We start from the raw sequence: 21962 nt of genomic DNA, 5'->3' as shown, positions 1-21962 counted from the left end.
TTCTGTATCTTTAGAATAAATTTCCAACAAAAATACAACATTTACAATATCTAACGATATAATGCCAAGTATTATTAAAAAAAACGGGACTTTAAAGACAAATTTATGACATGGGATTAAAAAAAATAATTTTTATGGGGTTAGTACTATGGAATATCACTTTTTCACTGGCTCAATCTTTAAAGAACAATACTGATTTCTGGAGTAACGTTAGATTTGGAGGAAGTATTGGCCTGGGATTTTCAAATAATGGCTTTAACGGATCCATTGCACCGAGTGCTATTTATCAATTTAATGAACAATTTGCTACAGGAGCGAGCTTAAGTTTTAACTATGCCAAGTTCCATAACGATAAATTACTTGCTTATGGTGGTAGTGTTCTCTCATTATATAACCCAATATCACCAATACAACTGTCTGCAGAATTTGAACAATTACGAATAAATAGGACTATAGCAACACGTACCATAGACCTAAAAGACAATTATTGGTTACCAGCTTTTTTCATTGGCGTAGGGTACAGCAGTAGAAATGTAACATTTGGACTACGTTACGATGTACTTTATGACGACAATAAAAGTATTTACGGTAATGCCTTAATGCCATTTGTACGTGTTTATTTTTAATAAATCCTTACCTTTCCTTAGACCAAACCAACCGCAATGAGCAAATTAAAAAACCGATATCTTTCTTTAGATGTCTTTAGAGGGATAGATGTTGCCCTTATGATTATTGTAAACTCTCCCGGAAATGGCGATACAAGTTTTGGAATTTTAAAACATGCCGTCTGGAACGGATTTACACTTACCGATTTAGTTTTCCCTACTTTTTTATTTGTCGTTGGTAATGCCATGAGTTTTAGTATGAAAAAATACGAAGCAGAAGGTAGTGGCGCATTCTTTAAAAAGGTACTTAAACGTTTCTCTATTATATTCTTATTGGGATTTCTTATGTATTGGTTTCCATTTTTTGAAAACGGCGAATTAAAACCAATTGCCGAAACCAGAATTTTCGGAGTATTACAGCGAATTGCATTATGCTATTTATTTGCATCAATTCTACTCCATTATTTCAAAACAAAATCTGTTCTAATTTTTAGCGTCCTAGCTCTAGTAGGGTATCATATTATATTATTGATTTTCGGCGACTTGTCGTTGACAGGTAATGCAGTATTAAAACTTGACGAATTTCTTATTGGTACAGACCATATGTACCACGGTAATGGCGGTGTTGCCTTTGACCCCGAAGGATTACTAAGCACCTTACCTGCCATAGTAAATGTTATTGCCGGCTACCTCACTGGAAAATTCATTCAAAAGAGTGGTCAGAATTTTGAAACTATTGCTAAACTTTTAATGATTGCCGGTCTTCTTGTTGTAGCAGGATTTGCCTGGGATTTGATTTTCCCGTTCAACAAAAAGCTATGGTCTAGCTCTTTTGTTTTATTAACTAGTGGTATCGACATATTTGTAATAGCTGTTTTAATCTATCTATTAGATATGTCCAAACCCGGTAAATGGACTTATTTCTTCGAAGTATTTGGCAGAAATACGCTCTTCATTTATTTATTATCAGAACTGTTCATTATCAGTTTGGCAGAAATAAACATGAAAGGCACAACAGCTTATAATTGGATTGCAGACAATATATTCATCGCCTCTGCAGGAGACTATTTCGGCTCACTTTTATTTGCCTTATGGATTATGTTTACCTGCTGGCTTGTTGGTTATATTATGGATAAAAAAGGAGTATACATAAAAGTATAGCACAGCATTATTGATATCTATTACGGTACCACACCTTTTTATACTCCCGCTTTAAAATTAATAATGTAATCTGATCCGCTACATCAACAGTATCGGTAATTTCAATATTATGAAATGCACTTTCTGGAATATCTATGATGTACATTAAGTTTAGATATTCAGCAAAATGCTCCATCATTAAGTAATATACCTTCTCGCGAATAAGCGCTATAAAATCAGAATGGTCTAATATTTCAGGTATTTGCAGGGGAATATTAGCAAGAACAAAGTCCTTTTCTACCTGTTGCTTTAATTCACTAAAAAGAGAATTGCCCAAGGCAGCTTGTATCAACTGCTCACTATTATCTACTATCAACTTCATACCATCGCCCTTTTAAGTACATCTTTAAATGGAAAAAACCATACGGTTATAGTTTCTTATAAACCACCCCTTCTTTCATCACAAAAACCACATTGGTCAGTGTTTCAACATGATCTAAAGGGTTTTCATTTACCGCTACAATATCTGCTATATAACCCTCTTTTATCTGGCCTAATTCTTTTTCACCTAAAAGCATTGCATTAGTAATCGTAGCTGAACGCAAAGCCTCAATTATAGGCATACCTGCCTTGTTCATATAAATAAATTCTTTGGCATTATCGCCATGAGGAGACACTCCAGAATCGGTACCAAAAGCGATACTCACCCCTTTTTTATAAGCTTTTGTAAAGGTAGCGTTCAACTTAGGTCCAATTTCCAACGCTTTTTTAGCTACAACCGGTGGCAGGTAGTTTGGTATTTTCGCCAACCTTGCCGCTTCTTGTCCTGCAGAAATAGTAGGCACCATAAAGGTATTATGCTTAATCATCAAGTCCATCGTTTCCTCAGACATCAAGGTTCCGTGTTCAATAGTTTTAATTCCTCCTAAAATTGCTCTTTGCATACCTTCATCACCATGTGCATGGGCAGCAGTCAGCATTCCGTAGTCATTTGCAGTATCGGTAATCGCTTTTATTTCTTCTATCGTAAATTGAGGGTTTTGACCGCTCTTAGCAACACTCAGCACTCCGCCAGTAGCAGTTATCTTAATAACATCGGCACCGTCTTTATAGCGTTGACGAACTGCTTTCCTTCCATCTTCAGGAGAATTTACAACACCTTCTTTTGGTCCTGGATCACCCATTAATTCATTACTTCTTCCGTTAGTGGGATCGGCATGACCGCCCGTAGACGCCAATGCTTTACCTGCAGTAAAAATTCTTGGACCTACAACCACTCCCTTATCAATAGCTTTCTTTAAAGCTATATTTACACCTGACCCTCCTAAATCCCTTACCGTTGTAAAGCCCGCCATTAAAGTTCTTTTGGCGTATACGGTAGATTCAAAAGCCACATCGGCTTCATTCATCGTAAAAGCTTCCAAATATCTAGACGGACTAGATTCGCTTTCTATATGCACATGCATATCTATAAAACCTGGTAAAATAGTTTTAGATGATAAATCAATCACTTGATCAGTATCACTACCAACTACAAAACCGTTCTTAATCTCTTTTATCCTATTCTCTGAAATGACTATTGTTTTTTCAGACAAAATTTTACCAGATGCAACATCAACTATTTTACCACACTGAAGATAAATATCTTGAGCAGTTGTAACTGAAATCATCATTAACATTAAAAGGAACAATACATTTTTCATAAGAGGTTGGTCTTTAAATTAATAAGGGGAAATATAGCTATATTTCCCCTTATTAATACTGTTAAACGTGAAAAAATCAATCCCGTATTTTCTGCTCCCAGATCCAAGCGTAATTCATAGCTTCTTCTAAAGTATATTCTGCTTTCCAACCTAAAACTTTATTTGCCTTAGTGGTATCCGCATACGCACTAGTGATATCACCGGGTCTTCTATCCACTATCTTATAATTTAATTTTCTGCCAGACACCTTTTCAAAACTTTTTATAGCTTCCAAGACAGAACTGCCTGTACCAGTGCCAACATTGAAAACCTCATAATTAGATTCATTTTTATCATTTAGTAAACGTTCTAAAGCTACAACATGGGCCTTAGCTAAATCTACCACATAAATATAATCTCTAATACAAGTACCATCTGGAGTAGGATAATCAGCACCAAAAACCGACAACTCCTCTCTTAACCCAATGCCTGTTTGGGTAATAAACGGCACTAAATTCTGAGGCACACCTATAGGCAATTCTCCTATCTCCCCACTTGGGTGTGCACCCATTGGATTAAAATAACGCAAGGCAATAGCATTTAAACTAGGGGTTACTTTACATGTATCCGCAATTATTTCTTCGCCCATTTGTTTCGTATTGCCATAAGGAGATTCTGCAACCTTAACAGGGGCATCTTCCGTAATTGGCATTTTATCTGCCTGCCCGTATACCGTACATGAAGAACTAAAAATAAAACTAGCTTTATTCTTTTTACATAGCTCTTTTAGAATGTACACTAACGTCCCGATATTGTTTTCATAATACAAAAGAGGTTTCTCAACACTTTCTCCCACCGCCTTTGAAGCTGCAAAATGAATGACTCCTGTAACATCTTGATAACGCTGAAAAAAGTCTTCGACCTTATGCTTTTCTTTTAAGTCTAATTTCTCATAAAGTGGCTTTTTACCTGTGATCGCTTTAATACCATCAAGTACATTCTCATCAGAATTTGAACAATCATCAATAATGACAACTTCAAACCCTTTATTCTGTAATTCTACCACGGTATGAGAACCAATAAAACCTAATCCGCCTGTTACTAATACTTTCATTTATACTGCTATTTGAACATTATCAAATTTAAAAACTATCTTATTATCCATTTACAAACCCGATAATTAACTCCGTAATATAGTTAATCTGTTCTTCGTCTAATTCTGTATGCATTGGCAACGACAAGACTTCTGTCACTAATTGATTCGTTACAGGAAAATCTGCTTCGTTGTATCGATCATCTACATACGCTTTTTGCTTATGTAAAGGAATTGGATAATAGATACCAAAAGGAACTTCATTTTTAGCTAAAAATTGTGCCAATTCATCTCTTTTACCATTTGTTATTCTCAAAGTATATTGATGAAAAACGTGACAGTCGCACACATCACAAATACCTTCACAATTATTCACGGTAACAGGTGTAATAATATGCTCTTGCCCTTCAAATGCTTTTGAATAGGCACGTGCCGCATTTCTTCTCGCTTCACAGTAGCCATCTAGTTTAGGTAGTTTGGCTCGTAACACTGCAGCTTGTATAGAATCCAACCTTGAGTTTACCCCAACTACATCATGATGATAACGTTCATACATACCATGATTAACAATACCACGTAAGGTATGGGCCAATTCATCATCATTGGTAAAAATAGCCCCACCATCTCCATAGCAACCCAAGTTTTTAGACGGAAAAAATGAAGTAGCACCTACATGGCCCATACTACCGGCCATATGTTTAGTACTATCTTCTGAATAGTACCTAGCACCAATTGCCTGTGCATTATCCTCAATTACGAATAAATTGTGTTTTTTAGCTAATGCAAGAATAGCATCCATATTGGCACATTGTCCAAAAAGATGCACAGGTACAATGGCTTTCGTTTTAGGCGTAATCGCTTTTTCAATGGCCTCTATGTCAATATTGAACGTATCAGGATAAACATCAACAAGAACCGGAGTCAATTGTAACAATGCAATTACCTCTACCGTAGCGGCAAAAGTAAAATCTGCAGTTATGACTTCATCGCCAGGCTTTAATCCTAAACCCATCATTGCAATCTGTAAAGCATCTGTACCGTTGGCGCATGGAATTACATGTTTAACCTGTAGGTAATCTTCTAGTTCTTTTTGAAAAGCATGCACCTCAGGACCGTTGATAAATGCCGATGTTTCTAATATTTGGGTTATTGAAGTATTTACTTGATCTTTAATTTCTTGGTATTGACCGCCTAGGTCTACCATTTGTATCTTTTTCATCTGTTATAATTACATGAAGTGATACAAAAATACAAAACAGACGACAGTAATTTTATGGAAAGAAACGTAATTTAGCCCAAAACCATTAGTTTGTACTTTCTCTATAACTTTCTCGTCATAAGCGCATCTGCCATTTTAAAGGTATTAGCACTAACAAACTCAAAACTATCCTTATTTGTAAAAGGAAGAAAACAGACAATTTCATTAATCAATGCAGCTATTTCAAAGGAAGACAAAGTCATTTGGATCCACGCCGCATCGTTAGGTGAGTATGAACAAGGGTTGCCGGTTTTAGAAAAATTAAAATTCAAATATCCTAACTACAAAATACTTCTCACTTTCTTTTCTCCCTCAGGATATGAGGTAAAGAAGAATAGTAAAATTGCCGATGTCATTTGCTATCTACCTTTAGATACCAAAAGAAAAGTTTCTTCCTTTTTAAATGCCGCACACCCAGATATTGCCATATTTATTAAATATGAAATTTGGCCCAACTACCTTGCCGCCCTAAAAAAACGAAATACACCTACCTTCTTAATTTCTGCCCTATTTAAAGAAAATCAGATTTTCTTTAAGCCTTTTGGAGGTTTTATGCGCAAAGCACTGAACAACTTTACACAGATTTTTGTACAGAATGAAAAATCAAAAACATTACTAAACTCCGTTGAATACACTAAGGCTACTATTGCAGGTGATACTCGTTTTGATAGGGTAAGTGAAATATTAGAGCGCAATAATGAATTAGACTTCATGAAACGCTTTAAAAATAAGCACTATTGTTTTGTAGCGGGAAGTACTTGGGCAGAAGACGAAAAAATCATCATAGCATACATCAATAAGAATACACGGCCAATAAAATTTGTTATTGCACCACACACCATTAAGGACAGTCACATTCAAGAGATTGTTAACGCTATTAATAAGAAGGTTGTTCGTTATTCTGAAATGAATAATGAGAACTTAGCTAATAACGATGTCATCATCATTGATACTATTGGTCTTTTAACCAAGGTGTATAGCTATGCGGATATGGCATATGTTGGCGGTGGTTTTGCCACAGGTCTACACAATACATTAGAACCTGCTGTTTTTGGTATTCCAGTAATTATTGGCCCAAAGTTTGAAGGATTTACCGAGGCTGAAGAATTAGTAAATCTAGGAGGAGTTATCTCTATAAAAAGTACCGAGAAATTTGAAGAACTTACTAACAAGTATTATAAAAACAATGCTTATAGATTAAAAACCGGGCAAATTAACACGAATTACATCAAAGAGAAATCTGGTGCAACCGATCACATTGTCAATGAATTAAACGCAGTGTTTACTTCAAATGATTGAATTCTTTCCATTGATCATCTGCCCCGCCTCTTATTATAAAGGCTTAAAAACAATACATTAGTTTACAGAAAGTGAACTATACAAAGGTATTTTTTATACTTTAATCGTTTTTACTATCCTATTTGATAGCACTTTAAGTTAGATTCACCATATTGATTACAGAACAATAGAACAATTATTATGGAACAAGAACTATCTTCAGGAGTTAAAATACTTAACGGCTTTCTTAAATTAATGATTATCTGCTTAATAATAATACTTTTATCAGTACCCTTGGCGGCAATAGCAGATTGGTTAAATCTGATTAACTAGAAAAATAGTTATGTTGCTCACAAAAGCCACAAATTATAACAAACCGTAATTTAAATGTCGACGAGCTACTTATTTTTAGGTTAAAATTCACACCCACAAAACTCTAGACCACAAAAAAACACCTCTTCACAACTGAAAATGAGTGTTTTACAACTTTTTTCGCAGAATTGTTGCCTAATTCAACTAACTTTAGTAGTGTAACTTTAAAGTAGGTAATGTTATGAACAATTTATCATTTAAAACCGGAGTAGAAACGTATCTATCCGTGCTTGTTGTAGCAATGAATGCATTTTTAGCAGTTGTTGCAGTAGGTTCATTATTAGCCCTTTTAGGGATTGTTTAATCTTTTAACACCATACCCTTATTGTAAAAACTACTTTAAAAAAGCTCCTTTAATTAGGAGCTTTTTTTCTAAAATTATTTTACAAACTCCTGACCTAAGGTTATTTTATTACTTTATTCATAAAATCTTCTTTATACGCTCTACCAATAGGCAGGCTTTCACCACTTTCCAACAATACCTGATTACCAATAATTTTATGGATTTTACAAATATTAAGAATGTATGATCTATGAATTCTTAAAAATAGCTGCGAATCCAAAAACTCTTGCCAGTATTTCAAAGTTTCATGTGAAAGATACTTTCTATCTTTTGTATAAAGCTCCGTATAATCCGCATCTGACTGTATAAATCGTATATCTCCCACTTCAATTTTAATATGCTCGTAACCACATTTTATAAATATAACGTTAGCTAAAACATCATGTACCGCTACCTCAAAATTGTGTTCTAAAACCTCATTTGGGTTTGGCAATTTATGTACTGCTTGAACAAAACGCTTAAACGAAAAGGGTTTTAAGAGATAATCTACCACATCATATTCGTAACTTTCTAAAGCGTAGTCTGAAAATGCAGTAGTTAAAATTACAGCTGGCTTGTTTTTAAGTACTTTTAAAAATTCAATACCTGAAATTTTAGGCAAATGAATATCTAAGAAAATTAGATCTATTTTTTCTTCTTTTAGATAATCTATAGCTGAAATTGCATCTGCAAAAATTGCTTTCAATTCAAGATTCTTAACATCGTCAATGTACTTTTTCAGTACCCTTTGCGCTGGTGGTTGATCTTCAACGATTATACATTTTATCATTTATGCGTCTCGGTTAGTTGCAGTTTTAAATGCACATAATATACATTATTCGCTTTCTGAATAAACAATCGGTGTGACTTTGGGTATAGTAATTCTAGTCTTTTCTGCACATTCTGTAACCCTATACCTTTAGAGAGGTTTGCTGTATTTGTTACTGCCAAAAATGAATTTCTACATTCAAAATTTAAAACTCCCTTATCATTTAAAGAAATATTCACATCTATAAAAATATTCTCTGACTGGCTACCCGTACTATGTTTAAAGGCATTCTCTATAAATACCGATAGAATTAATGGTGCAATTCTATAACCATCTGTTATTTGTGGAGTTTGAAAACTTACTTTCCCCCTTTCTTCAATTTGCATTTCGTTGAGCTGGGTAAAGTTCCTTAAGTGTTCCATTTCTTTCCGTATAGCAACATATTCCTCTTTGCAATCATAAAGCATGTAACGCAATACAGAAGATAACTCAAGAATAATAGAAGGTGTTTTCGGTGATTGTTCTATGGCATAGGAATACAAATTGTTTAAATTATTGAATAAAAAATGAGGATTTATCTGTGACTTTAAAAATAGCAATTCACTTTCTTTAACAGAGGTACGAAGCTCCTCTACCTCTAATTGTTTTTTAGAAGCGTCCCAAGCAAATTTGAATCCTACTAAAATCAAAATTACCGGCATAACGTCAAGAAGGCTATATATAACTCCCGGAAAATGCATAGCACGCGTATCTGGATAAAAAATTTGTTCTAAAACCAGCTCTTCAATAGCTATATTAACCGTTACTACAATTACCACATAACTTAAAAAATACCAATACCTTTTTTTATAAAAAAAACGAGGCAACAAAATGTAATTGATAATAAAAGCCCCTATCGCATAATTTAAAAATCCCACAACCTTAAACCCTTGTATTTCAGGCTCATATTTGTCAAATGTAAAAAAAAGAAAAACCACACCATGTAAGAAAATCTGAAACAGAACTTCTTTAGTATGACTAGTGCCAATGTAGGAGTTTAAGGTCATTATTTAAAAATACCATTTTACCAACATAATCCAATTAACAAAACCGTCATCAACGTATTTAAACAGGTAAACGCCATAGAAAGACCTAATGTCGTTTACACTAAAACAACTGTCGTTTGCAGAATTAAGATTTTATACCAAAAAAGTAAAATGCATCTTTACAGTGATCAACATTATTAGAATTATGCATAAACAGTTCCATCTTTTATTACTTATTGTTATTTCAATATTAGCAAATAACAGCACATTTGCACAAAATATAACCACTATTACCGGAAAAATAGTAGAAACAAATAATGGCGGTCCTATAGAATTTGCGACCGTTCTTGTAGGTAACCCAACCAATCAAAAACCTATTGCAGGTACAACAACCTTACAAGATGGTAGTTTCACCTTAGAAACCACAGCTTCTGAATTCTACATAGAAGTTAGTTTTATTGGGTTTACTACCAAAAGATTTGACAACCCTACCATTACCAACGGAAAAATTAATTTAGGAACAGTTTCCATTGCTGAAGATTCTCAACAATTAAACGAAGTGGTGGTAGAAGGTCAAATTAGTCAGACGGTATTTAAATTAGACAAACGCGTTTTCAATGTAGGCGCAGATTTAAGCAGTACCGGTGCCAGTGCTTTAGAAGTATTGAACAATGTACCTTCTGTAAATGTAAATATTGAAGGTGCGGTAAGTCTTCGTGGTAGTCAAGGAGTTCAAATGCTGATTAATGGAAAACCATCTGTTTTAGCCAATGAGCAAGGCAATGCCCTTGGAACCTTAACCGCAGATATGATCGAGCGTATAGAGGTTATTACCAACCCTTCTGCAAAATACGATGCCGAAGGCACATCAGGAATTATTAATATCGTTCTTAAAAAAGAGGAGAAGAAAGGATTAAATGGTGCTGTTACATTGAATACGGGTATACCTAACAATCACAGTTTAGGACTTAGCTTAAATAGGCGTACAGAAAAATTCAACCTATTTAGTCAGCTTGGTTTTGGTCGCAGAACCTTTCCTAGGGATCAAGAGACCGAAAATCGTAATTTGGAAAATGGCACGTACATCAACAGTTTTGGCGAAAGTGACAAGAACGAGACATTCTTCAACCTAATTCTAGGTACAGATTATCATATCAACGACCTTAACGTCATTACACTATCAGGAAATTTCGCTTATGAATGGGAAAAAGAAAATGCAGATGCCATATTCAGCACTTTTGATGATAGCAACACATTGACAGATGCTTTTAGAAGACAAGAACTGACGGAAGCCACAAACCCCAAATACTCCTACGAACTGCAATACAAAAAAGACTTTGAAGGCAATGAAGAACAATCGTTATTGTTAAGTGCAACCGGAAATCTTTTTGCAAAAGACCAAACATCAGACTTTAATAACACGACTACTATTGGTACTGATGACGACACACTTCAAAAAAGTAGAACAGATTTCACTCAGGCAGAATATACATTTAAGGCAGACTACACACACCCTTGGTCAGAACAATTTACATTGGAGACCGGAGCTCAATATCAAATAAACGACGTAGAAAATGATTTTGCCATTAGCAATTTTGATGGAGCAAATTTTATTGAAGATCCTAACTTGACCAATGTATTCGAATGGACCCAAAAGGTATTAGGAATTTATGGTACAACAGCTTATGAAGGTGATAAATGGGGTATAAAATTAGGGCTTCGTTTTGAAGATACCGATGTTGCCACCTTGCTACAGACTACCAATGTAAGCAATGACAAAAATTATAATAATCTTTTCCCTAGTGGGCACACATCTTATAAAATAAACGATGACCTGTCATTGCAAGCAGGATATTCAAAACGTATTTTCAGACCTCGTCTATGGGATTTGAATCCGTTTTATAATATTAGAAACAATTTCAGCATTAGCACTGGTAACGCAGACCTACAGCCAGAATTTACCGACAGTTTTGAAGTTACCAGCATCTATAAGCTAGGAAAAGTCTCTATGAATCTTGGTGTTTTTTATAGACATACAGAAGACGTTGTGGAAGATATTGTAGCGTTTGAAGACAACATAAGTATTTCAAGACCTGAAAATGTAGGTATTAATAATACTACCGGTGTAGAGTTTAATGCCAAATATATTCCCGCAAATTGGTTGTCCTTCACTAACGATTTCAATTACAGTCATTTTACAAGAGAAGGAGACTTTGAAGGTAGTTCGTTCGATTTTAAAGGTGATCAATGGTCTACACGCCTAACCGGTAAATTTAAATTACCCGCAGCTATTGACTTAGAGCTTACAGGCAATTACCGCTCTAGCTACCGAACACTTCAACAAGAAGTATCCGATAATCTATTTATGGATTTTGGAGCACGTAAAAAGATTCTTAAAGGCAAGGCTATTGTTAACTTAAGCGTGAGAGATGTTTTTGCTTCTCGTATAAGCGAGAGTATTACTAGCCAACCTACCTACTACTTAAGGGATTATAGCAATAGAGGACGCTTTGTAACCTTAGGTATCAGTTTCGGTTTTGGAAAAGGAGAAGCCATGGAATTCTCAGGTCAGAAGCGATTCTAAATCACATAAAAACCATAGATATTATCACGGCTATTTTTAAATAATCTAAATACATACTACTGAAAAACAGCTATTTAAATTGTTTCTAAAGGACTATGGATGTAGCTTTAATTGAATTTAAAACAGAAGATTATGTCGATAAGATTAGGAAATAGCTGTGTCAATTGTGACAATTTAGTTGAAGGTAACACTTGTAAAGTACACGGCGTACAAGTTGGAAACAGCTATACCTGTGATAGTTTTGAAATGAAAGCCGCTTTAAAAGATGATACCAATTGTGTAACCTGTATTCGTTTTGAATCTAGCGATTGTGCTAATCCTAAAAAAGCAGCTCCAGGTATGTCATGTAGCCATTGGGCTCCACAGAATGCCTCCGCTTAAATACAACAATTACACATTGCATAAAAAAAGGACAGCCTAAGGCTGTCCTTTTTTTATGCAAAACTATTTTACTTCAACGCCTTTCCAGAAAGCCACATACCCTTTAATACCTTTTGCCAATTCTGAAACTTCAGGGTAATACCAAGCCGCGTCTTTATTCACCTCATTATTGACTTCCACGTCATAATAGGACGCTATTCCTTTCCAGGCACAAATTGAACTGGTTTCTGTAGGTTTAAAAAACTCTTTTTTAATATCTTGAGGAGGAAAATAATGATTACCTTCTATTACAACGGTAGCATCACTCTCTGCTATAACCGTATCATTCCAAATGGCTTGTATCATGTGTATTTAATTTAGTAGATTTATATTAATTCCGTTTCAATGTGCGCTACCGAAGAAAGTGTTTTATGCACAGGACATTTATCCGCTATTTCCATCAATCTATTTCTTTGTTTATCATCTAATTCACCAAAAAGTTCTATTCGTCTTCTAAAGGTATCAATCTTATTAACTAATTGCGTATTTCCAGAATCTGGGGCATGTTCTTTTCCATGGTCAATATGAACAATTACTTTCGTCAAATCCCATTTTTTTCTACTAGCATACATTCTCAAGGTCATTACCGTACAAGCACCTAAACCAGAAGAGACATAATCATAGGGTGATGGTCCAAAATCATTACCTCCAAAATCTTTTGGCTCATCAGCAATGAGCAAATGATTACCAGAGACAATTTCAGATGTAAACCCTTCATTACCTATACTTACTGCAACCTGATGATTAGTTTTCAGCTTTTGTCTTTTAGGTTTTCCCAAATAACGTTCTGCCCAACCTGCAATTACATTACCAACGTAAGTAGAATCATCACTACTTGTTAAAAGGTGATCTGCCTTATCAATAGATATAAAACTTTTAGGATGATGCGCATATTGATACAGTTCTTTTGCATTTTCAATACCTACAACGGTATCTTGAGGAGAATGTATGACCACATATGGCTTTCTCATACTCTTTAAAACCTCTTTCATGGACTTAGATTCAATATCGTCTATAAAATCTTTTTTTATTGTAAAATCACGCCCACCGATATTCACTCTTGCCTTGCCCGTTGCATTAATTTCTTCCACATTAGATTTAAACAAATGTTGAACATGAGCTGGAGAAGAAGGTGCACCAATTGTACAAACGGCAACTACAGAATCTAATTCAGAAGCTGCAAAAATAACCGCAGCCCCGCCTAAAGAATGACCTATTACCAACGAAGGTGCTTTATAATTTTCTTCTAAAAATTTAGCAGCCTCAATCAAGTCAGATACATTAGAAGAAAAATTGGTCTCTTCAAAATCTCCTTCACTCTCCCCCAAACCGGTAAAATCGAATCGGAGAACGGCAATACCCTTACCAACCAATGCCCTTGATATATTACGAACAGCAGAAAAATTCTTATTACATGTAAAACAATGCGCAAAAATCGCATAACTATGCGCTTCTTGATTTGTAGGCAATTCTAATCTTGCCGCCAATTGTTTACCTTGAGAATTAGTGAAAGATACTTTTTCGAAACCCATATGTTATTTTTCTATGCTATTACCTAATATACGGTATTAGAAGTAAACAAAAAGAAAAACTTACAACGTCGTTGAAAAGTAATATGAGGTAAGTCTATAAAAAACTTCGCAACACAATAGAAAACTTCATATTATAATGGTCATAAAAGCATGAACTCTATCTGTAAGACAATAGATTGAGCTTTAGCATTGATAACCGGTCATTATATATGATAAAAACATACTGTTTTTTTTGAAATTTCCTTACCTATTCATTATTCAGAACTAAATACTTCAACCTCATCAACCTTATATAAATCCAAAACAAGAAGGCTAAAACCTGCAACAAACAAAGTTGAATTGACTATTTACGAACTAACGGTACCCATTCACCTTCTTTGAATAAATTTACTAAATACTAGAAAAAGTAATCCACAAAGCAACCATGCCGGCAATGTTACAAATGATAGGAAAACGTTAAATTGAACTGATATAAAATAGAACAGTCCAAAGCTGATTAACCAAGCAAAAAACACCGCACTGTTGAATTTTAGGTTTGCTACCCTGGCATAATTTTTAACGATACCTGCTTGTTTATAGAAAAAATGTTCAAACACTATAATTGCACCAAAAGGTGCCAAAATAAATCCGTAGAATGCTACAAAACCTAATAATTTCATCGCAAATGCCGGAAAAAGACCAGCTATAGTTGCGACAGAACCTGCAATTATAGTTACCCAAAAAGTAGAAACTTTTGGCATAATTGCCTGAAAAGCAAGACCTGCCCTGTAGATAGTTGGGTTTGCAGTGGTCCAACCAGCTAAAACAACAGCTATAATTCCAAAAATACCAATAGCATCATTAGCCAAAGGACCTGGAGCCACCGTTGGGGCTTCACCAATAGAGAGCAATGCTTTAGCTTCTGGTGATTTCAAATAAACCGCGTAAAGCAAGGCTGCCGCTATCCACGCCATATAATGCCCTACGTACATACCGGCTGCCGTGGTCCACCCGCTACTAGCTTTCTTTGCAAATCTAAAAACCGATAAATCAGACATGCCAATGTGCATAGCCGCATTAGCAAACCATGACCAAATAAGTACATGCCAAAAAGTAAATTTAATCTGCCCTGGAAATGGCTCGGCACCTTCACCCCATATACTCCAAAATTCAGATAGACTATTTACCTCCAATTTATTCAAGGCCACTATACCACATGCCACAAATGCCATTATTATAACCGGAGACATCCAATTTGCCGCTTTGGACACGGTTTCATACCCTTTTGAGGCGATTAAAGAGATAACCGCACCAAGACACAAAACAATTACGACCCACGTTATACCATTAGGCATCGTATCGGTAAGTTTAGGCATTTCCATATCAAACGGTATACCCACTGCTGTAGCCGAAACAGTTATCATAGCACCCGCCAAAAAACAAAAAAGTAGTCCGTTGGCCAAATTATAGCCAGTAACCAGGTTCTTACCACAGATATTTTCTAGTTGATAATATAAGGTCAATCTATACTTTACTGCAATCTCGGCTGTCAAAAAACGCCAGCTGAGCACAGCCAATAGGTTCCCTAAAAGAAGCCCCACAATAAGATCAAAAGCACTTACCCCAGTTGTTAGGAACAAAGGTCCTATGACAAATTCAGTACCGGCAGCATGTTCACCGGCATACATACCAAGAAAACTCTTCCAACTTCTAAGTTTGGATGCAGGTACCGGTACACGCTCAAATTCCCCTCCTGCAATCTCCTCTATTTCTTCTTCAATATTAAATTGGCTCATATATTGGTATTAGTGGTCATTATTTCAATAGGTAGCTAGGCAAATCTTCTACCCGCTTGCAACAAAGCTGGTCCATCACCTGCTTAAATTGAATCTTTAATAAAGCAATGGTATGATCACCGCCACTGTTTCCCAAAGCTGCGGTTCCGTACATAAAAGAGCGTCCCATAAAGGTAAACTTGGCGCCACTGGCGATGGCTCTTGCTATATCTGGCCCAGAACGAAGCCCACTATCCATCATAATTTCAATTTGATCATTATACTTGGTAATGTCACGAAGTGAATTTATTGTCGATTGCGCGGCATCTAATTGTCTACCGCCGTGGTTTGACATAATAACACCATCAAAACCCATACCTATACAGTCTTTCACATCTTGTTCAGAGGTAACGCCCTTTAGTACTAGCTTACCTTTCCATCTATCGCGAATTGGCTTTATCCTCTCTGCATTTAATTTACCAGAAAAGGTCTGGTCCATAAATTGTCCCAATTGCTTTAGATTTAATCCTTCAGGGGTATAGGGTTTCAAGGTCTGAAATGTAGGCTGTCCATATTTTAGTGTATTGTAAGCCCAAGTTGGCTTTCCTAAAATCTGAAGCATATTTTTTAAAGACATTTTAGGAGGTAATGCCAGACCGTTACGGATATCGCGCGGTCTGTATCCAAACGTTGGTACATCGCAAAGAAGCACCAATACAGGACTCCCGGAAGCTTCTACACGATCAATGATGTCATCGCGTAAAGCATCATCGACAGGATTATATAACTGAAACCAAGCCTTCCCTTCCGTAAGCTCACTTGCTTTTTCTATACCCATGGTGGTTACGGTACTTAAAATAAAAGGAACGTTGTGCTTATGCGCGGCCTTTGCCAAAATTTCAGGAGAATTAGGCCACATTAGACCTTGAAGTCCTACTGGAGAAATACCAAAAGGAGCATCGTACTCTAATCCTAAAATTTTTGATCGGGTGTTGCTCTCCCCAAAATTTCGAAGGTATCGGGGTTGTAACTGCACCTCTCTAATTTCTGCCGTATTTCTTGTTATACTTACATCTTCGTTGCAACCACCATCTAAATAGTCAAAAGCAAATTGAGGCACCCTCTTTTTTGCTTTTATCCGTAAGTCATCTACAGATGGGTATCGTGAATTTATTTTTAATTCCATAATTATTGAATTATAAAGGGCAAGTGCTTTTTCAGGGTATAGTTCTTTCTAAGAAACTTAGCGTTTAGTTTTGTATCAGAAATACACAGTGCCGCACCAAGAGCAGATCCTAAAGACGAATTTGTAGTACTCAATGTCATATTTCTAAGGTAGTGTGACATTAGTTGTATGAATACTTCGTTATCTGAAAACCCTCCATCGATATATAATTTCTTTATTTTTTCTTTTCCACTTACGGTCTTAATACTTTCTACCTGCATTAAAACCAACTCTACCATTAATTGATGGTAGGCATATTCAAAAGTGGTGTAAGGAATTTTGGTTGACTTTGCCATCTTTTCATCACTAATGCAAACCCACTTGTACATATGTTCGAAATTCTTCACGATTGTAAAATAAATATCATGATCAAAACGAATGGTTTTATGATAATCTAATGGAACTTGAAAATGATTAGAAAGTCTTTTAATCTGTTCCTTATATTCATTTCCAAGAAACAAACGAGAAGCTTTTACGGTCTTACCATTAATACGCATATAATTGATGCATTTTTTTTTAATATCAGAATCTTTTAATCCTCCTTTAGAGAAAGGATTCATGGCAATGCTCCATGTACCGGTAGACACCAGTATGAATTTCTTTTTAACACTTCGAATATAGGGCAACAGTGCTGCCGAGCTATCATGTATACCAACACCTAATTTAATACGCTTACCATTATAGTTCATATTTATACTGGTCTCGGCAGAAACAATTCTAGGTAATATTTTGTTTATTTCTTCTTTATAGACCCAATCGTGATAATCTTTTTTTGCGTAATTCCAAAGTGCAGTATGGCAACCAATACTGGTATATTCACTTACTGCTATACCAGTAAAAATATAACTTACATATTGCGGCAAGTGCAAAGAATATTTTATCTTTTTAAAGATTTCCGGTTTTGTATGTTTCAACCAAAAAAGCTGTAAACCAGAATTTAGCATCCCCGAAACGGGTGAACCGGTGGTTACTGCAAAGTCTAATTTTGAGCCATATTTTTCATTAAATAAATCTATAATATCCTGAGGAATATCTTTAGTATAATTGTAAAGGGGCGTCAACACCTCATCATTTTCATCTAAATGAACTAGGCTTGCACCATAAGTTGAAAAATTAATAGAAGTAATGTTGTACTGCTTAGCGTTCAATATGCTATCAAAAACCTTCTTCAACCATTTTTTTAGTTTTTCCAGGTCTTCCGTTGGATAGCCATCTTCATCTTCAGTAGTATCAAAACGAGTATATTCACGATACACCTCTTGAAAATCTTTATCGAATAAAAAGAATTTTTTGTTGGTCTTTCCAATATCGAATACAGCCGTTACTTTCTCTTTCATTTCGTTGAATTATAATCCTACGGCTTTACTGTTTACACCTCTAGCAGTTATCAAATTCTCCCTTACCTTAAGTGATCGATAAATATGTAAAGGCGAAAGTGCCCCTCCGGTTGTGAGCCTAGCCTGTTGCAACAAAGGCCTTACATCTGTACGATAGGCGTTCTGAAGTATCTCTTGACAGCGTACCACATCATTTTCTATTTGCGCAGCTCTCAATTGCGCTTGATCAATTAAAAGCGCCTTGGCATATGCTTCTTGAATAGCTTCCAAAGATTGGATTAAATCTTCTAATGGGTCTTTAATATTATGGCTAGCATCTATCATCCAAGCTGGGTAAGGATTTTGAGGGTTATTATTCATCCCGTAGACCAGTTCATTAAATATTAAAAAGAGGGTGTATGGCTTAATACTACCAACGGTAATATCGTCATCACCATATTTACTATCGTTAAAATGAAATCCCCCCAGTTTTCCCTTTAACATTAATGTTGCTACGATCTGCTCTATATTTGAATTTGGCAAATGGTGGCCCAAATCCACTAAAGTATATGCTTTTTCGCCACATTCGTTAGCCAACATAAAAGATGTACCCCAATCTTGGATTACGGTACTATAAAAATTTGGTTCATAAGGCTTGTATTCAATGAACATTTTCCAATCATCTGGTAATGCCCCATAGATGTTTTTTAAGCTATCCTGTGTATGCTGCAAAGCGTTTTGAAAATTGTTTTGACCAGGAAAATTAGATCCATCTGCCAACCAGACCGTTAGACTTTTTGACCCCAATTTTCTGCCTATATTGATCACATCAATGTTATGCTGTACCGCTTGTTCCCTTATGGTCTTTTCCCGGTTACTAAGCGAACCGAACCGATAGCTTTTCTCTGCGTTTTTTTGATCTTGAAAAGTATTTGAGTTTACCGCATCAAAAATAATATTATGCGAGACTGCCAACTGCTTTATAGCTTCATAATCCTGTGGAACATCCCAAGGAATATGGAGAGATATAGCCCCTGCAGTTTGGGTAAGAGCATGTAAAATACCCACATCATCTATTTTCTGTTCTAAGGTAGATGGCTCTCCCTGAAAGGAAAACCTACCAAATCTAGTTCCTCCGGCACCTAAGGCCCAGCTAGGAATGGCTACTTGAAATTTAGATAATTTATCAATGATATCATTAACATTGCAATTGTTCTTTTCTAGCCTGTTCGATAAAAAATCAAAACTTTCTTGATGCGATTTTAAATCTTTTTGGTTCTTATCCTGTATTCTATCTTTATCTATTCTCATTATAATCCCAATTAGCATTAGACCTATCAGAAATTAACACGTTATTCTGACAGGTCATTAACAAAACTAACTCACTATTTATCTTACAAATGCGTTGGCCATACCACCATCTACGTTTATTATATTACCTGTGGTCTTTTCCAAGATGGCAACACAGGCAAAAACACCTTTTGCAATATCCTCTGGATAAATAATTTCATTCAATAAATTTCTTTTTGCGTAATGTTGAGGAAGTTCATCTACAGTAATGCCATGAGCTTTTGCCCTACCTTCGGCCCAATCGCCTTCCCAAATTTTACTATCCACGATCACACCATCAGGGTTTATGGTGTTTACCCGTATTTTATCACCACCTAATTCTGCGGCCAACAAACGGACCATATGCTGTTGTGCTGCCTTTGCTGTTCCATACCCTACGTTATTTGGACCGGAAACTAAGCCGTTCTTACTAGCTATACTAATAAAATTACCTCCAAAATCTTGTTTTCGCATTATGGCAACTGACTGTTTAGCAAGTTCAAACTGTCCTTTTACTAGCACATTCTGTAAAATATCCCAATCCTTTTCTGAAGTTTCTTGCAATGGTTTAGAAATAGCCAAGCCTGCGCTATGCACCACAATATCAACACCACCAAACTCTAAACAAGTTTTATTAAAAGCCGCTTCAATAGATTCTCTTTTGGTAACATCACAAACCGCATAACTTACGGTATCTGGTTTGTAGGTCTCCATTGCTTCCATTAATCGATCTTCGGCTATATCTGCCAATACCACGTTAGCGCCCTCTTTCACCAATTTATCCGCAATAGCTTTACCTATGCCTCCTCCTGCCCCGGTGACCAAGGCTACTTTCCTAGACAGCGGTTGTTCTTTAGGCATTCGTTGTAATTTAGCCTCCTCTAGCAACCAATATTCTATATCAAAAGCTTCTTGTCTGGGCAAAGAGGTATATTCCGTTATAGCCTCTGCACCTCTCATTACGTTTATTGCGTTAATATAAAATTCACTGGCCACCCTGGTGGTCTGTTTGTTCTTGGCAAAACTGAACATTCCTATACCCGGATAAATAATAATTACGGGATTTGGGTCACGTACCGCTGGGCTGTTTTCTTTTTTACAGGCTTCATAATAGTCTTTGTACTCTGTTCTGTACGCTTCAAAAGCTGGTTCTAGTTTTTTCAGAACCGCTTTTGGATCACTCAAATCCTCGTCAGTACTTAAATCTAATACTAAGGGTTGTATTTTGGTTCTAAGAAAATGATCAGGACAAGAAGTTCCCATAGGAGCTAGACGCAAAAGGTCATTACTATTTATAAATTCCATGACTACATCATTGTCGGTAAAATGCCCTATCATCCTATTTTCAGAAGAACAAAGCCCCCTAAGCAACGGTATTAATTGAGAAGCTTTTTCCAATCGCTCTTCTTTAGGCAGCGATTGCACCTTTTGCCCTCCAAATACACTACCTTTTTCCTCTATTTTTTTGGCAATATATGCCGAAGCTGATTCTATAACCTCAAGACTGTTTACATAACATTCATAAGAAGTATCTCCCCAAGTGAAAAGACCATGGCTTCCCAGAACAATTCCTCGTATTCCAGGGTTATCATGTAAACACTTCTCTAATTGTAGGCCTAAATCAAAACCTGGCTTTTGCCATGGCACCCAACCCATAGTATCTCCCCAGATTTCTTTCGTAATCTTTTCACTATCCTTAGCAGCAGCTACGGCTATCAATGCATCTGGATGTAAATGATCTATATGCTTAAAAGGCAATAAACCATGTAAGGGCGTATCTATAGATGGTGCTTTACTGTCTAGGTCATAGATACAATGGTTAAAAAGGCCAACCATACGGTCCTCATCTGAAAGGTCGCTATAAATATTCTTTAAGTTTCTTAACCTTTCTGTATATAACCCGGCAATACCAGCTTTGTTCAAAGTACCAATATCTCCTCCAGAACCTTTAACCCACATTACCTCTACTTCTTCATTACTAAGCGGGTCTTTTTCTATAGTCTTACAACTGGTATTACCCCCCCCGTAATTAGTAATACGCAGATCGGCACCCAAAATATTGGACCGGTAAAGAAACAATTCTACCTGGTCATCACCTAGCGCCTCTGCCTTACTCTCTTCCCAGAGATAGTTAACATACTTAAAATTCTTTATGGAATGATTCATATTTAAAAACTTCATAATATTTATATTCGCTAAAGTATAATAGAGTTTTTCTTATTGCATCCTGTACTGTACTGCAAGCAGGTCTTTTTGAT

The 21962-nt window shown here is 35.9% G+C and carries 19 protein-coding genes; 6 read left to right on the top strand and 13 right to left on the bottom strand.

Annotated elements, in window-relative coordinates:
• The first annotated feature begins 134 nt into the window (after nt 1–134).
• Nucleotides 135–626: an alpha-ketoglutarate decarboxylase gene (locus BW936_RS05310; RefSeq protein WP_143744057.1), complete on the top strand. Its 492-nt coding sequence runs from the start codon at nt 135–137 to the stop codon at nt 624–626.
• Between the two features lie 36 nt (nt 627–662).
• On the top strand, nt 663–1766 hold the full coding sequence (locus tag BW936_RS05305; protein WP_076547249.1) for an acyltransferase family protein: 1104 nt from the start codon (nt 663–665) through the stop codon (nt 1764–1766).
• A 7-nt stretch (nt 1767–1773) separates the two neighbouring features.
• On the opposite strand, the gene BW936_RS05300 is transcribed toward BW936_RS05305, so the two are convergent.
• The 4 genes from BW936_RS05300 to BW936_RS05285 form a co-directional block, all read right to left on the bottom strand.
• Nucleotides 1774–2127 (bottom strand): hypothetical protein, encoded by a 354-nt coding sequence (locus BW936_RS05300; protein ID WP_076547248.1) that lies wholly within the window; start codon nt 2125–2127, stop codon nt 1774–1776.
• A 46-nt stretch (nt 2128–2173) separates the two neighbouring features.
• The gene (locus BW936_RS05295; protein WP_076547247.1) at nt 2174–3448 is read right to left on the bottom strand and encodes a metal-dependent hydrolase family protein; all 1275 of its coding nucleotides are present in this window, start codon (nt 3446–3448) and stop codon (nt 2174–2176) included.
• Between the two features lie 76 nt (nt 3449–3524).
• Nucleotides 3525–4541: a UDP-glucose 4-epimerase GalE gene (galE, locus tag BW936_RS05290; RefSeq protein ID WP_076547246.1), complete on the bottom strand. Its 1017-nt coding sequence runs from the start codon at nt 4539–4541 to the stop codon at nt 3525–3527.
• Between the two features lie 43 nt (nt 4542–4584).
• Entirely contained in the window at nt 4585–5739 is a 1155-nt protein-coding gene (locus BW936_RS05285; RefSeq protein ID WP_076547245.1) for a DegT/DnrJ/EryC1/StrS family aminotransferase, read from the bottom strand.
• 90 nt (nt 5740–5829) lie between these two features.
• Here BW936_RS05285 and BW936_RS05280 point away from each other — a divergent pair, with 90 nt between their 5' ends.
• Both BW936_RS05280 and BW936_RS20045 read left to right on the top strand, forming a co-directional pair.
• Complete coding sequence (locus BW936_RS05280; RefSeq protein ID WP_076547244.1) at nt 5830–7077, top strand: 3-deoxy-D-manno-octulosonic acid transferase; 1248 nt, start codon at nt 5830–5832, stop codon at nt 7075–7077.
• 532 nt (nt 7078–7609) lie between these two features.
• Entirely contained in the window at nt 7610–7732 is a 123-nt protein-coding gene (locus BW936_RS20045; RefSeq protein WP_262493991.1) for a hypothetical protein, read from the top strand.
• Nucleotides 7733–7832: 100 nt separating this feature from the next.
• On the opposite strand, the gene BW936_RS05275 is transcribed toward BW936_RS20045, so the two are convergent.
• Together BW936_RS05275 and BW936_RS05270 are read right to left on the bottom strand one after the other, a co-directional pair.
• Nucleotides 7833–8540: a LytR/AlgR family response regulator transcription factor gene (locus BW936_RS05275; protein WP_076547243.1), complete on the bottom strand. Its 708-nt coding sequence runs from the start codon at nt 8538–8540 to the stop codon at nt 7833–7835.
• Nucleotides 8537–9565: a sensor histidine kinase gene (locus tag BW936_RS05270; protein WP_076547242.1), complete on the bottom strand. Its 1029-nt coding sequence runs from the start codon at nt 9563–9565 to the stop codon at nt 8537–8539. Before BW936_RS05270 ends, BW936_RS05275 begins: the two co-directional genes overlap by 4 nt.
• Nucleotides 9566–9749: 184 nt before the next feature.
• On the opposite strand from BW936_RS05270, the gene BW936_RS05265 reads away from it, so the two are divergent.
• Both BW936_RS05265 and BW936_RS05260 read left to right on the top strand, forming a co-directional pair.
• Entirely contained in the window at nt 9750–12128 is a 2379-nt protein-coding gene (locus BW936_RS05265) for a TonB-dependent receptor (protein ID WP_076547241.1), read from the top strand.
• Nucleotides 12129–12260: 132 nt separating this feature from the next.
• Entirely contained in the window at nt 12261–12509 is a 249-nt protein-coding gene (locus BW936_RS05260) for a hypothetical protein (protein WP_076547240.1), read from the top strand.
• A 63-nt stretch (nt 12510–12572) separates the two neighbouring features.
• Here the strand turns inward: BW936_RS05260 and BW936_RS05255 are convergent, their stop codons facing one another.
• The 7 genes from BW936_RS05255 to BW936_RS05225 form a co-directional block, all read right to left on the bottom strand.
• Nucleotides 12573–12851, bottom strand: coding sequence for a DUF427 domain-containing protein (locus BW936_RS05255; protein ID WP_208611114.1), 279 nt, complete (start codon nt 12849–12851; stop codon nt 12573–12575).
• A 23-nt stretch (nt 12852–12874) separates the two neighbouring features.
• Nucleotides 12875–14080, bottom strand: a complete 1206-nt coding sequence (locus tag BW936_RS05250) for a bifunctional alpha/beta hydrolase/OsmC family protein (protein WP_076547238.1) — start codon at nt 14078–14080, stop codon at nt 12875–12877.
• Between the two features lie 368 nt (nt 14081–14448).
• Nucleotides 14449–15855 (bottom strand): purine-cytosine permease family protein, encoded by a 1407-nt coding sequence (locus BW936_RS05245; protein ID WP_076547237.1) that lies wholly within the window; start codon nt 15853–15855, stop codon nt 14449–14451.
• Nucleotides 15856–15874: 19 nt separating this feature from the next.
• Nucleotides 15875–17020 (bottom strand): alpha-hydroxy acid oxidase, encoded by a 1146-nt coding sequence (locus BW936_RS05240; RefSeq protein WP_076547236.1) that lies wholly within the window; start codon nt 17018–17020, stop codon nt 15875–15877.
• A gap of 2 nt (nt 17021–17022) precedes the next feature.
• Entirely contained in the window at nt 17023–18396 is a 1374-nt protein-coding gene (locus tag BW936_RS05235; RefSeq protein WP_076547235.1) for an FGGY-family carbohydrate kinase, read from the bottom strand.
• Between the two features lie 9 nt (nt 18397–18405).
• Nucleotides 18406–19686 carry a sugar isomerase gene (locus tag BW936_RS05230; RefSeq protein ID WP_076547234.1) on the bottom strand — a complete coding sequence of 427 codons (1281 nt, stop codon included), beginning with the start codon at nt 19684–19686 and terminating at the stop codon, nt 18406–18408.
• A 78-nt stretch (nt 19687–19764) separates the two neighbouring features.
• Nucleotides 19765–21870, bottom strand: a complete 2106-nt coding sequence (locus tag BW936_RS05225; protein WP_076547964.1) for a bifunctional aldolase/short-chain dehydrogenase — start codon at nt 21868–21870, stop codon at nt 19765–19767.
• Between the last annotated feature and the right edge of the window lie 92 nt (nt 21871–21962).

The sequence above is a fragment of the Maribacter ulvicola genome (genome assembly GCF_900155985.1).
GTDB lineage: Bacteria > Bacteroidota > Bacteroidia > Flavobacteriales > Flavobacteriaceae > Maribacter > Maribacter ulvicola.
This window is presented reverse-complemented; position numbering and strand designations above follow the sequence as displayed.